Origin of the sequence: Photorhabdus antumapuensis, from assembly GCF_020387775.1 — a bacterium.
GTDB lineage: Bacteria > Pseudomonadota > Gammaproteobacteria > Enterobacterales > Enterobacteriaceae > Photorhabdus > Photorhabdus antumapuensis.
The window spans coordinates 1-14,417 of the sequence record NZ_JAHZMK010000049.1; the positions used below are offsets into that span (position 1 = coordinate 1).

General features: G+C 40.9%; 11 protein-coding genes. All 11 read left to right on the forward strand.

All coding sequences use genetic code 11. The features are described from left to right. Nucleotides 1-528 (forward strand): PTS lactose/cellobiose transporter subunit IIA (locus tag KZ793_RS17935; RefSeq protein WP_225816572.1); only part of this gene is annotated, 528 nt, incomplete at its 5' end. Then, entirely contained in the window at nucleotides 525-1,043 is a 519-nt protein-coding gene (locus KZ793_RS17940; protein ID WP_225816573.1) for a Rho GTPase-activating protein, read from the forward strand. The genes KZ793_RS17935 and KZ793_RS17940, both read left to right, overlap by 4 nt. A gap of 87 nt (nucleotides 1,044-1,130) precedes the next feature. Next, nucleotides 1,131-1,382, forward strand: a complete 252-nt coding sequence (locus KZ793_RS17945) for a hypothetical protein (protein WP_225816574.1) — start codon at nucleotides 1,131-1,133, stop codon at nucleotides 1,380-1,382. Between the two features lie 2,117 nt (nucleotides 1,383-3,499). Continuing rightward, the gene (locus KZ793_RS17950; protein WP_225816575.1) at nucleotides 3,500-4,933 is read left to right on the forward strand and encodes an NAD(P)/FAD-dependent oxidoreductase; all 1,434 of its coding nucleotides are present in this window, start codon (nucleotides 3,500-3,502) and stop codon (nucleotides 4,931-4,933) included. After that, a complete protein-coding gene (locus KZ793_RS17955; RefSeq protein WP_225816576.1) occupies nucleotides 4,930-5,772 on the forward strand; it encodes a HemK/PrmC family methyltransferase in 843 nt (280 codons plus the stop codon). Before KZ793_RS17950 ends, KZ793_RS17955 begins: the two co-directional genes overlap by 4 nt. A 24-nt stretch (nucleotides 5,773-5,796) precedes the next feature. Beyond that, a complete protein-coding gene (locus tag KZ793_RS17960; RefSeq protein ID WP_225816577.1) occupies nucleotides 5,797-7,071 on the forward strand; it encodes an 8-amino-7-oxononanoate synthase family protein in 1,275 nt (424 codons plus the stop codon). A 60-nt stretch (nucleotides 7,072-7,131) separates the two neighbouring features. Next, nucleotides 7,132-7,473 (forward strand): chorismate mutase, encoded by a 342-nt coding sequence (locus KZ793_RS17965; RefSeq protein ID WP_225816578.1) that lies wholly within the window; start codon nucleotides 7,132-7,134, stop codon nucleotides 7,471-7,473. Further along, on the forward strand, nucleotides 7,454-9,529 hold the full coding sequence (gene pabB / locus KZ793_RS17970; RefSeq protein ID WP_225816579.1) for an aminodeoxychorismate synthase component I: 2,076 nt from the start codon (nucleotides 7,454-7,456) through the stop codon (nucleotides 9,527-9,529). The genes KZ793_RS17965 and pabB overlap by 20 nt, the downstream gene beginning before the upstream one ends. Continuing rightward, nucleotides 9,522-10,409, forward strand: coding sequence for a prephenate dehydrogenase dimerization domain-containing protein (locus KZ793_RS17975; protein ID WP_225816580.1), 888 nt, complete (start codon nucleotides 9,522-9,524; stop codon nucleotides 10,407-10,409). The genes pabB and KZ793_RS17975 overlap by 8 nt, the downstream gene beginning before the upstream one ends. Before the next feature lie 21 nt (nucleotides 10,410-10,430). Beyond that, nucleotides 10,431-11,963 (forward strand): MFS transporter, encoded by a 1,533-nt coding sequence (locus KZ793_RS17980; protein ID WP_225816581.1) that lies wholly within the window; start codon nucleotides 10,431-10,433, stop codon nucleotides 11,961-11,963. An 821-nt stretch (nucleotides 11,964-12,784) separates the two neighbouring features. After that, nucleotides 12,785-14,107: a hypothetical protein gene (locus tag KZ793_RS17985; RefSeq protein WP_225816582.1), complete on the forward strand. Its 1,323-nt coding sequence runs from the start codon at nucleotides 12,785-12,787 to the stop codon at nucleotides 14,105-14,107. Nucleotides 14,108-14,417 lie beyond the last annotated feature (310 nt).

The window sequence follows — 14,417 nt, forward strand, 5'->3', positions numbered from 1 at the left end:
GCAGCCGCAGTAGCGATTATTCTGGGAGCGGGTGATGCTGCCGGGAAAACTATCAAGGCGGTAGAGAAAGCCTTACAGAAAGGTGACGTTGGAGAAGCGTCTAAACTGATCAATAAGGCCAGTGATGAAATCGCATCAGTTTCACGCCCTAGTCACAGAAAATCAGAAATTGATGTCGGGAAAGATTTAGGAGATGGCTGGAGTGGTCAGGTTACATTTAAAGAGGGTAAGGAAGTTCCTTATGGAACTAAAGGCAGTGTTCGTCCAGACTGGTGTCAGGGAAATGTTTGCAGCGTTGAAGTGAAGAATTATAACATTGCAACGAACCAAAATGGCCTGATTAATAATATTGTCAAGCAGGTGATTGAGCGGCAGAAAAATCTCCCTGCGGGAATGGAACAACGGATAGTTATTGATGTTCGAGGGCAAACAATGACATTTCAGCAAGAGGCTGCTATCAGAAAAGGTATTGTTGAAAAATCTAACGGCATGATTAGTGCCTCATCAATTAGGTTCAAGACAGAATGAGAAATATAGGATTTAGCGGTGGAAGTTCTACAAAAGAGCTTGGAACGATCAGTGATGTTGTATTGTTTTTTGAATGTTTGAAACTCTTTGTTGAACGGAAATATCCAGAACAGAACTGGCATCTTTTAACAGACAGGCTTTATAAGCGCTATTTACGTCAAGAAGAGGTAGAGGGGGCAAAGGCTCAGATGGAACAAGTACGTCAACTATTTATGAGTTTGCCAAGTTCATCAGTTGAATGGGACACGGTAAGATTGGCTAATGTTGAAGAAAGCAGATTGGATCTTAGCTTCCCTATGTTATCAGACGTATTTTTTCGTTATTTTGACGCTTTCTCATATTGTATTGAATCTGCAAAGGTAAATTATGAGGAATTTAAATCATATCCAGACTACAAGTACGAACCTGTAAAAGTAGTTATTACTGATATGCCTTTGTATATGGAAGATCAATATCGTTCTTTAGAAGAATACGATGCCTTAAGCCCAGACGATCCACCATTCTGGTTACGTTAAAAAAAGTTCTTGGCCTTGTGAACTGTACCCCAAAAATTAGATACTCAACTTATAAAGGTGCAGTTCATACGGTTAGGATTTCTTTTTTTGTCCGCCGCAGAGAAAGAAAAGTCAGGCACAATCAAAGCCTACGAGGAGAAAAAGCAAGCCTTTTGTCAGCAGTCACCGGAGGCGTGTAAACAAGCCGGAGACGTTATCAGTCTTGGTACTGACTTCATACCGGTCATTGGTGATATCAAAGGCTTTGTTGAAGCGCAGAGTGCGTTAGATTATTTGGCCGCCGCAGCATCGATTATTCCCGGTGCGGGTGGCGACTTAAACAAAACTCAGGTTAATTAGCTTTTCTTTAATGCTTAATAACGCTTTATTGCATCGACAATGGTTAAAGCTTTGGCGGATTAATAAATCAGAAATATGATAACGGTTAGGCGGGTATTTAACCGTTAACAGTGCGTGAAAATAGCTTGGGAAAATAATGATATAAATTGATTTTAGCGTTAAATCACATTGGCAGTATAAAAAGAGGAATGGTTTAAATCAAACAGTAAAAAATATGTTCTTGGATGGGATAAAGTGGTGTAAAGCCAATTTAAGTTATCACGGTTTTGTATAATAAATGTAAAATAATAACGCTGCAAGTAACTTAATTCGTATGCTGTTAAATCGTTTATTTTAGGATTTTGTTATTCAAATTTTTCATGATTGATGATTTAATAGGTTTATGAAAAAATTTATTCCTTGGTTGAATGCATTATTAAAGACAGTTCCTTTTGAAAAAATAGACTATCTGATTAATTTATTCATATTTATCCGTTTTTCCCAGAGGGAATAAGCATTAATAAAATAAACCTTTGTTTTTCATTTTTCACTGATGGTTTTATAATGGACAGGTTTTAGGTTATTATTAAAAATCATCGTCTTAACTCTTGGGTTAACTGGTATAAAGTTTTAACGATGGTTTTTACCCTTTTTTACCTCTGCTTTTTATTAATCTTAATCATCATGGTATATTATGTTTTATTTTTAAAAAACATTAATCATACTTGCCTTTTATCTTTATAAATCAGCCAGTAAATAGCCTGATGGTGTAAAGATACTCTTTCGAGTAATCACGCTTTTTTCAGAACTAAAATCCTGCCAAATTAACCTGTTTTACCCATTTTTTTATTACATTATTTTGATGGTCTGCTTCGTAAAATTATGGAAATAAATTACTTTAATATCAGACTGTATGAATAATATTATTTTACTTATTGAGTTAAACTCGTCTTTTATATAAAAGCTTTAATTCCTCTTTATTCTCATCTTTAAATAATCATGGCAAATCAATTAAATGTAAAATAAACGAAGAATAGTATCACCGATAGATATATTAAATTTGAAAGTGAAAAAGCTTTTTTTAATCACGCTATACCTTTTAAAAATGGGTATTAATAAAATGCTAGTTTTTTTAACCCTCAGTTGAATCATTACCGATAAAAATGAGTTTACTCTCGCCGAAAAAGGGAAATGTAAGTAAAAAGAAAAAGTGAATAATGTTAAAAACATAATGTGCTTGCTCTTTTTTCCTGATTTTAAAACCACACTGACAGATAAGAAACGGATTTTCTTCACAAGATTAAAGGCATTAAAAACAGTGTTAAATCCCTCTGGTGGCAGCAAAATGCCATTCCCATGCAGACTGCCAGTATAAACTTTCTCGTTTTATTTATTGAGGAAAACTTAGCAGTGATAGTCGAGATGCTAAAAGTCAATAATCTGAAATGTGCATGTTCACCACGTACATGTTGATTATAAATAATCACTAATATTATAGTCAATAAAGAATATAATAACTCATGTATTCTATTTATCTATATTGGTGAAAATTGATGTCGAATATAAATTTAAAAAAACACCTTTCTTGAGAATTTTTGTTTTTTTATTGAAGAATAAAAGGTATTTAGAATATTGTTCCCCGTAACAATTTAAATATAAATTGTTTTTATTTTATACTGAAAGTATTTATATGGTTTTTTTGTTTATAATATAAGACTAAATTTATTTGACAGTTTTGTATTTGATGATTATTGTTCATCCCTGATTTTCAGATGTTATTTCAGATATAATAATATCTCTTGTTATTATTTATTTTAAATATAAATGGCATTTTGTGATGCTACTCAATTTATTGTTTTTATTGTGGGTTTTTATTTTCGTAAATTAATTAATATGGGTTATTATATTTGTATGATAATAAATTGAAACTATTTCTAATGTGATGATGTGTTATTGCATATTTGTTTTTAAATTTAGTGCAAATCTGATAGTGATTCGTCATTTTAATTACTGATGAACACAGGGTTATTTTTTTACAATTGATGTAAAGCAGTGAAAATATCCTCACTATAGAGGATGAAAATTATTTTTCGTCGTTGTTGACAAAATATTTAAAATGGCCATATAGGAGTAAATAAGTGAAATACGATTTTATTGTTGTTGGTTCAGGGGCAATTGCAGGTTCAATCGCCTATGAGCTGGCAAGTAGAAATCTTTCGGTTTGTAGGGTTGGAGAAACTGATCGAACCAATGCTGCTTCCAAAGCTGCCGGTGCAATGAATGGTTGTTTTGGTGAAATTACCAGTGGTTTATTAGCGAGTGAACACGGTAAGTTGAAATTGAATATGGATTGTATCTCCAGAGAGCTTTGGCCTGCCTGGGCGCAACGGTTAGCTGACTCTTCTGGTGACACGCGATCGCTGTTCACCGCTAAAGGGACGCATGTGATACTGAACACTGCCGGGATGGAAGAGATTGATAGTGTTAATTATGACGCTATCGAGCAAACCCTGAATGATTATGCGGCGTCTTATGAAACCGTTGATCCGCGTGAAATTGAGTGGTTAAAGCCCAACGACTTAGTGCGTCCGCTGCGTGCTTTATATATCCCTGATGAACATGCTCTGGATTCACATTTATTGCTGGAAAAGCTGGATGCGGCATTGGTTGCTGAAGGTGGCGTTCTCAAAGATGAGAACGTTAAGAGTGTGCTGATTGAAGACGGTTTAGCCACTGGCGTTGAACTGCTCAGTGGTGAGCGTTTAATGGCAGATAAGGTGGTTGTGGCTGCTGGCGCGCATTCGTTGGATCTCTTATCAAATATACCTTCTATTGTTCGCCAAATTCCGCCAATCTTTGCCGGTTATGGGGTATCCATTCTAGTCAAGATGCCAAAAGGCAGAGAATTGCCGACCTCAGTTATCCGTACCCCTAACCGGGCATTTGCCTGTGGGCTGCATTGTGTACCACGCGGTGATGGCGTGCTGTATCTCGGTGCGACTAATATTCTGTCTGAAAAACCCCGCAGTCAGGCACTGATTTCTGATGTGCAGTTCTTGTTGGATTGTGCACTAGATCAGTTGGACATTAACTTACATGATGCTGAGATCCTCTCAATTCAGGTTGGTAACCGGCCAATTCCGGCTGATGGGTTCCCGTTGATTGGCGAATGTGGCGTGAATGGTCTTTGGCTGGCTACCGGGACTTACCGTGATGGCTTACATCAATCACCGTTATTAGCGGATTATGTCGCTAATGCTTTGACAGGAATGGAAAATACACTCATTAATCTTGATGATTTCAATCCAGTTCGTCCTCCGTTGGTGGGTTTCTCCCGTGAAGTGATGGCTAAAGAGACTGCCCAACAAATGTTTGCTACCGGTTACGAATATCGTTGGGATATCAAACCTTATTGGCTGCCACTGCTCAATGAAGGGATGATGCGCAATTACCAGAATTTAATTGAGTCTCTTCACCCTCAGTTCACACCACCGCCAGAGTTGGTTGCCTTCTCCCATATTTATGAATCCATGCGTGAACGGTTACGTAGTTACTATGAGGCATGGTCATGAGTTTAGATCAATCTGTTATTGATAAAGCCAGAGAGTTACTGTCAGAGGCCGACGTTTGGGATGTGGAAGCTGATCTTGATTGCCTGATCGACCGTTATCTGGAGAGGCGCTGTAAAGATCGCGCCCGTGATGAATTTATGCTTGCAGTTCATGAACGCTGTAACCGGATCCCTCTTGGGCATATTGTCGGTACTGTGGATTTTGATGGATTGCCTCTGACGGTGGGGACGGGGGTATTTATTCCGCGTCCTCATAGTCAAGTTATTCATAAATGGCTGGAGAATGAATATCAAACACCTCAGGGGGCCGAGGTTCTGGATTTATGTTCCGGTAGTGGCGCCATCGGTTTAGCCATTGCGAAACGTCGCCCGGATTTAAAGGTCACTTGTGTTGAATATGATGATGTGGCTTTTCAATACCTGACGCGCAATATCTATCGGTTGGCGAATTGGGCGATTAAAGCCGATGCTTTAAAAGCAGATTTACGGGATTGGCAAGCATTTTCTCAATTCAATGGATCGGTGGCGTTGATTGTGGCTAATCCCCCTTATGTGCCAGAACGGCAGGAAATATTGCCGGAGTGGGAGGAACATCACCCTTATGCGTCGGTGTATTCGGGGGATGATGGGCTTGACTTAACGCGGTTGATTATCAAACAAGCTAAACAGCTACTGCAATCAGAAGGTTGGTTAGTTATTGAACATGGTGAAAGCCAGGAAGAGTGCGTCAGAGCATTATTTTCAGATGCTGGTTTTTCCTTGGTGCGAACCATTATTGATGAAGATATTTCTGACACAACGGGCAGTTCGGTAATCACTGTTGGTTGTAAGCTCATTTGAACTTAGACAGTTGGAATCTGAATAATGAATGTAAAACACAAGCAGGATTGGATGACAATTCGCCGGTCACGGACAACCGGAGCCTTAGCGCAGGCTATTGAGGAAGGTTTGACCAGTTTCACTGTAGTAGAACGTCAAGGTAAGCAAATTACTACAGAGGAAGGAAAAGTTTTTACTGAATTTGTTTCCTGCTCTTATTTGGGATTAGAACATCATCCTGCCTTAATTGACGCGGCAAATCAGGCAATGTCCCGCACAGGGATACATTTGTCATCGTCCCGTGGTGCGATGCGCCCACAATATTTGGGACAATTGGAGAAACTGCTGGAAGATATTTATCTGGGGGGGTCTGTTGCGGTGTTTACTTCCACCAGTAATGTTCACCTTGGGGTATTACCGTTATTGGGGAGTGGTTCTTTACCTGGCTATCCCCTTTCCGGCCCTGTACATTGGTTGATGGATAAAACCGCTCATGCCTCTATGCAGGTACTACGCGGTATTCTCGAACAGTTCGGACCGGTATCGCGGGTTGATAGTGCTGATGCACAGTCAGTACAGCAAGCTTTGCAGAACTGTAAGGAGAATCAGCGTACACCTGTCCTGCTGATTGATGGTATTGGTTCAATGAATGGTTTAATTCCGGTTGCAGAATTAACTCGACAATTGGCTGTTGCTAGAGGCTATGTCTATGTCGATGATGCTCATGGTATTTCCATTATGGGACGTCATGGTGCGGGTTATGCCTTTGCTGCACTTGACCATATTTTGCCATCCAACCTCATACTTGCAGGTTCATTATCCAAAGCATTTGGTGGCGCTGGGGGTTTTGTGGTGGTAGCCGGTGCCGATGATGTCGAAGTGATTAGTACCTTAGCGAATCCTCTGGTTTTTGGTCATTCGATTATGGTGCCGATGTTGGCAGCTAACGTTGCCTCAGCAAGACTTCATCTCAGCCTTGAGATAGAAATCCGGCAGGAGCAGTTATGGAAAAACATCAATTTGTTTGATTCTCTGATGGATAACAGTTTGATGAATGCGGGTGTGCAATCTCCCGTTCGTGGTGCTTTATTCGAAAATGAAGCGGAAGGGCTTGAAGCTGCTCGTTTGCTGCGTGATAACGGTATCTTATTATTCCCGGTATTTTATCCACTGGTCCCGGATGGCAATGCGATGTTGCGTTTTGCCTTCTCTAGTGAGCATAAGGCTGGCGAAATCAAGCATTTAGCAAATACCTTATTTGAAATAAGGGAAAAAGGGCTGAATTGGGTTGAGCCACAAGCGGTAGTTCCACAGGTGTAATTGACACCAATTTATCGATAAAGAAGATCATCGAAATGAATCAGTGACGAAGATCAACATATGACTCAATCAATAATAAATAAGCAGGACATATTACAACCTTACAGGGAATCTCTGGATGTTATTAATATGCAGATTTTGGCGCTTCTTTCAGAACGTATGAAAGTCTGCATGAAAATCGCTGAGATAAAAGCGGAACAGGATATTCCGATGATGCAGCCGCAACGTATTACTTCGTTATTGGATATGTTGCGGGATAAATCAACAGATTTTGGGTTACGGCCTGAATATACTGAATCAATATTTCAACTGGTAATCAACGAGACTTGCCGTCGAGAAGAAGAACTGATTGATCAGTTGTTACACGAGAAAGTAAAGAATAATGAAAATACTGCTCATTGATAATTATGATTCCTTTACGCAAAACATTGCTCAATATCTGTATGAAGTGACGGGCAATGTGCCGTCCGTCGTCACCAACTCTTTGACTTATAAAGAGTTAACGATAGACGAATATGATGCGGTAGTCCTTTCTCCAGGGCCTGGACATCCGGCTGAAAGCAGTGATTTTGGGGTCTGTGCTGAAGTTATTGCACGCGCCAAAGTGCCACTGTTGGGTATTTGTCTCGGTCATCAGGGAATTAGCCTGGCATTTGGTGGCTGTGTAGAACATGCCCCCAATCCGGTACATGGCTATCGCAGTCGCATCAGGAACACGGGAGAAGGATTATTCCTTGGTTTGCCTGAACAGTTTGAAGTGGTCAGATATCACTCATTGGTATGTACCCGTCTTCCTGACAATCTAAAATGTACTGCCTGGACTGATGATGGCTTAATCATGGCGATTGAGCACACCGAAAGGCCGATCTGGGGGGTTCAATTTCATCCTGAATCGATTGATTCTGAATATGGGCGTGAGCTACTCAGTAATTTCGTGCGTATAGCGGAGACGTATAAAGAGAATAACGAACAGGGAGTTACCGCTCAGAATATATGCACTGATGTCAATGAAGCTTATCTTGCGGTAGGTGGAAGACAATATCTCCACCTGAATTATCGTGAATGTAAGGAGATAGTCGATCCTGAATCCTTGTTTATTCAACATTATGGCAATGATACACACGCTTTTTGGCTTGATAGTGAAAATTCTGATAGACCTAATGCCCGCTTCTCAATGATGGGAAGTGGTAATGAACCGGGCGCTGTCAGAGTTGAATACTGTGTACAGACTGAGAGTTTGCGTTTGACTGGTCCTGATGGCGAGAGGATTGTTCAGGGAGATTTTTTCTCACTGATGTCTGAGTTGCTTGATATGGTGGAGATTTCGACACCAAAATCGGTGCCATTTGTATTTAAAGGCGGATTTGTTGGTTATTTAGGATATGAATTAAAGGCGCTGACAATTGGCAGCAACAAATACCGTTCAGAACATCCTGATGCCAGCTTAATATTTACTCCGCATTTTTTTGTATTCGATCATCAACAGAGTAAACTTTATGAATGTTTTATCACACCAATCGGGCAGCCACATAATTGGTCACCGGAACTTTTAGTTACCATTGCAAAAAATACCGGTGAAGTGATACCTGACTTTATTCCTGGTGCTATCGATCAGAATAAAATTTGTCTGGAATATGGAGCCGAGAAGTATATGGATGGAATCCATAAATCACTCCAATACATCACAGATGGTGAGTCCTATGAAATCTGTCTGACGAATAGGGCAAAGATGGCTTATTCAGGGCATCCATTGGACGCTTATCGGCGTATGCGTCATGCCAGCCCTGTACCTTATGGCGCTTATCTAGCCTGTGGGGATTTTTCTGTACTCAGCGCATCACCAGAAACGTTTTTACGTATTGATGAGACCAGAAATATTGAATCCAGACCGATTAAGGGGACCCGGCCACGAGGAAAAACGGCAGCAGATGATCAGCATTTGCAGCTGGAATTGAGTCAGTCGACTAAGGATAGGGCAGAAAATCTGATGATAGTGGACTTGGTGCGTCATGATCTTAATCAGGTATGTCGTCCAGGCAGTGTGCATGTACCTGAATTATTTAAAGTTGAGAGTTTCTCTTCGGTACATCAATTGGTTTCGACGATACGCGGTGAGTTATGTGAAGAAACGTCATCAATAGAGGCTATCCGGGCATGTTTTCCAGGAGGATCAATGACCGGAGCGCCGAAGAAGCGCACGATGGAGATTATTGACACGTTGGAGTCATCGGCACGCGGTGTTTATTCCGGTGCGCTTGGATGGTTATCCTTCAGTGGTGAAGTAGAATTGAGCATTGTGATACGTACAGCAGTGTTACATCAAGAGTGTGCTGAATTTGGCATTGGGGGGGCAATTGTTGCTCACTCCGATCCTTATGGCGAATTTGAAGAGACATTGGTCAAAGCGAGTGTGCCCTATTTCAGTTTTAGTCATATGGCGGAGGAAGTGTGTGAGTAACCATAAAGTGGTCATTCTTGGCGGGCAAGGTGCTATTGGTTCTTTATTGAGGCGTCTTTTTACTCGCTGTGGTCACATAGCATACAGTGTTGACAAACGAACGCAGGGAGTGCGTTCTCATGACTATCATTCTTATTACTACCAGATTGATATCTTAAATCCGGCGGCTGATGCTGGAGAGGTTTTTAGTGGGGCAAAGGCGGTAGTCTTTGCCTTACCGGAAGCGGTTGCCATACAAGCGTTGCCTTGGGTGTTATCTGCTATTGGTGATGATGTACAGATCGTGTCAACCTGTTCAGTTCAGGCCCCTTTCTATTCTGCGTTAAGAGCTGCCGTCCCTAGGCAGCCTTTCATTGGTGTTAACCCGATGTTCTCGCCATCTTTGCCGGAGCAAAAAAGGCCAGTTGCAGTCATTCTCGATAACTGTCATGTTAGTGAACATTGGATTGAGCGGGTATTGATGCAGGCTGATATGCGTATCAGTAGGATGACACCGGAGGAACATGATCGGGTGATGGCGCTTTGTCAGGCTTTGCCCCATGCCGCGATACTGATTTTTGGCTTGGTGTTAGCGAAAAGTCCGTTAGATATTCGTACCTTGGCAACTATTGCGCCACCGCCCATGCGTACAATGCTGGCGTTATTATCAAGGATCTTACGCAATCCAATAGAAGTGTACTGGGACGTTCAATATGAAAACCCGATGGCTGCCGGGCCGCGTCAGGAGTTGCTGCATGCCATACAACAGTTAGATTCGATAGTACAGGCTGGTGATCAAACTGAATTTGGCAGTAACCTCAGAGATATTGCGCAACAGTTGGGGGAACAGCTTGATATCAGTGCTGCTGATTGCCAGCATATTTTTTCAACGCTTGAATGATATAGGAAAGGAGTTGAGGGGATGTCGTTAAATAGAGTTGCTGAGGCTAACGGGCGGGCAGGACTCAGAAATTGGCTGGGATTGCTGATATTGATGTTACCAGTATTGTTGGTGACTGTGGACAATACGATCTTAAGTTTTGCTTTACCAAAAATAGCTGAAGCTCTGGGACCCAGTGCAAGCCAGCAATTATGGATAATTGATGCTTATTCATTGGCATTGGCTGGTTTGCTGGTATCAATGGGAAGTCTTGGCGATCGTGTTGGTCATCGTTCATTACTGTTATTTGGATCTTTGGGATTCACGGTTATTTCGGTGTTTACAGCACTGTCAACTTCACCCGAACAATTGATTATAGGGCGAGCCGTACTTGGATTTTTTGGTGCGATGCTGATGCCTTCAACTTTGGCTTTGATCAGCGTTCTTTTTGAGGATCGTGAACAGCGTCGATTGGCTGTTGCTATCTGGGCGACAACATTAACTATCGGTTCGGCCTTAGGTCCCGTAGTGGGGGGTGTTTTATTACAATTCTTCGATTGGAGTTCAATTTTCCTATTGGCAGTACCGGTATTAGTGCCATTGTTGATCTTCGGACCGATGTTATTGCCAGAGTCCGATAAAAAACAGACTGGCATTATTGATGTGTATAGCGTTCTGTTATCGATCGTTGCTATGGTTGGTATTGTTTACGCGATTAAACACCTTGCTAGCGATGGGTTTGAAGTAAGTGTAATACTCGAGTTGTCGGTTGGTCTTATTGCTGGCGTACTATTTGTTCGCCGACAACAGCATCTGCCTGTGCCGTTGATGGATCTTTCCCTGTTCCGCAATGGTATGTTTACCGGTTCGATTATTGTTAACTTGCTGAGTTTGGCATTGCTGGTTGGTTTTGTCTTTTTTGCCACACAGGTCTTGCAAATCGTACTCGGTATGAAGCCGATTTTGGCTAGCCTGGCATTGGTTCCCGGACAAATACTGGCGATTGTTATGGGTATGGCGATAGTGCCTATTGCTCAACGGGTGCCTGTTCATTATCTAGTGCCAATTTTGCTGAGTATTGCAGGCATTGCATTTCTTCTGGTAGCGAGTATTGGCAGTGATTTAGTTACTCTGATTGTTGCTTTCGCATTATTAGATATTAGTGTGGGGGCAATTGCTTCGGTGTCTAATGATTTGGTGCTTTCGTCAGTACCCTCTTCTAAAGCAGGGGCTGCATCATCAATAAGCGAAACTGCTTATGAAGTGGGGGTTGTACTTGGCACGACGATTCTGGGGGGATTGGTCACTGCTTTCTATCGTATAACATTACAATTGCCGAATGAGGTCTCTCAGGAACAGGCTGGATTGGCTTTAGAGACGTTAGCGGGGGCTTACGTTGTAGCGAATTCATTAGCTGAATCAGAGGGGCAGAAACTGATGACAGCAGCGGCGGAATCATTCAGTAGCGCTATTCATATGATGAGCTGGATGACCGTGGTATTGACCGCAGGAGTGGTATTGCTCGCCTGGCGTTTGCTGAAAGCACCACGGAAAGAGCAGGTGCTTGAGTATTGATAGTTTGATGTGCAGCCATTGGAAATGGCTGCACTGTATCAGGATAATTATTGATCCGGTTCTATTGTCTGATTCAATTATTTTGATTTGCTGTTTATTTGATTAGGGCTATTTTATTGATCTTTTTATCAGTCATATAAGCGTTTATTTGTAAAGTTATTTTAAGGTTGAGTTTTATTTATAAAAAATCCCTCTTTTGGTAAATGAAAACTGTTTACTGTCCTAATTTAAATTATAGTCATAATTTCATAATTTCATAATTTCATAATTTCATAATTTCATAATTTCATAATTTCATAATTTCATAATAAAATAATATCTATGAATTTATATCTTATGGTGATTTTTGAAAAATACAATCCTATTTGTTGTTTTTATTTGTATTTTCTAATAATGCTCAATGAGATAAATATAGAATTGAAATTTTTAATTGTCTCCTATTGAAAGATAGTGATATATCACAGAAATATTTCCCATAATTAATGGAAAAAATGGGGGTTTACATTAATATTTTAAATTGCGTAATTTCAATGTCGTATCTAATTGCTTTCTGTAGAGTGAATAAATACTTACCTAATTAATTCTCATCGGAATTATTTCTCTGGCCTACCTGTTGTTGAAGTACCTGTATATTTTGCCAGAAAAAATCGGTGTTTTCGTTATGGCTAATTTGGTGATTAGCCAGAGGCAAAATTCTGGCTATTAGCAACTTAGTGACATAACCGGTAGTGATAGCCGTAGAGACTTTGGAACTTGGTTAGATGGATAATTGATATATGAAGTTATTCTAAATGTATAAATTTAAACTTAGGAGAATTCCCATGGATAAAATAAGAACGGTTGCTGAGACTTTGGCAGTATTACATCAATATCATCGTCCGTTTGGCCTGGAACGACAGCCAAAGCAACTTAAGACCTCCGACTTTGACGGGCCGGTAATATTTTCTAACGATTTGAAAACGGCTACTGTGCCGCCTGCATTCTTTACAGTGCAAACGATACAAGAGTTGAAGGCTCTCGGCGGTGTACCTGACAGTCGGTATGGCCCTGGAAAAATGGAACCTTATCATCCGTTACCTGAACCATTTTCTGCTGAACGACTGGCAAACGTCCCGGGTAGCCATATTGATTTGTGTAAAGCCTTTCGCGCCTATATCTATGGGAATTCTGCTTTGGTCAAAGATTATGAAGAAATGCTTAATGTTAAGTGTTTTCCGATGAAAGTCGCGTTATATAGTGGCGAGGAGATCACGATTACCGCAGATAACCCATTAATTATTAAAGATAAAGATAACTATGGCGAACCGGTTGTTTTGGTGTACAACCAGATAACTATTGAACCGGAAGGTAAAGTTATTTGCTACACCAATGGTAGGATTGAAGCGAATGTCATTCAAGGGATTGGATTCGGTCCAAAGCACTTTGTCAATGAAGGAAAAGATGGAGCGCGTGGTACTGCTGGTACAAGTGGAAGCAGTGGCGTTAGTGGAGTTAGTGGTCGATCTGGTTTTGAGAATAAAAGTTGCTGTATAACTCAGCCAACGCCGGGTACTGATGGAACTAACGGTTCTTCGGGATCGCGGGGATCGGATGGCGAACCCGGTCAAGAGGCGGATAAACTAACTGTCACATGTGCTGAGGCTCGTGGGTTGATCTATTTGCAGAGTGAAGGGGGGGATGGGGGTAATGGTGGCGATGGGGGTAATGGGGGTTGTGGGGGGGATGGTGGTGATGGTGGGTATGGCAGTATTTATAGCGGTAATCGTCGTGTTGCTACTAGCACACTGTGTAAGTCTGGGTATGGAGGGAATGGAGCAGATGGAGGGGATGGAGCAGATGGAGGTAATGGGGGGGATAGTGGAGATGGGGGTGACATAGAGTTTAATTATTCTGCTGGTTACCCACAAATTAGTTATTCGTCAAACCCAGGTTCGGGAGGAGCTGGCGGTAGATCGGGAAAGGGAGGTAAAGGCGGTGATGGTGGTTCCTCGTGGTGTAATATTGAGGATGAAACTAGAAATTTAAGTTGTTCTGGAAGGCCAGGTAAAAAGGGTATTGATGGAAAGCCGGGGGAGCCAGGGAAGCCAGGAAAGAAGGGGCGGATATATGTCAACGGCAAATTGCGTGAGCGCTCCGTCTCCTAAATACAAATGTTTGGGAATGAGTAAGTTCGGGTTTTCGCCTGCATCACATGAGTTTATTCGTAGAAAAATCCTCTTTTTGTAAAGAGGAATTATTTTCTACTCTTAATTTGAATTACGTTCATAATTTTATTGCTCAATAATATCTATAGATTTCTATCTTGTTGTAATTTTTGAAAAATACAATCATTCTTATTGTTTTTATTTGTATTTTCTAATAATACCTTATGAGATAAATATAAAATTGAAATTTTTGATTGGCATATATTTAAATATCGTGATGTATCACAGAAATATTCCTCATAATTAATAG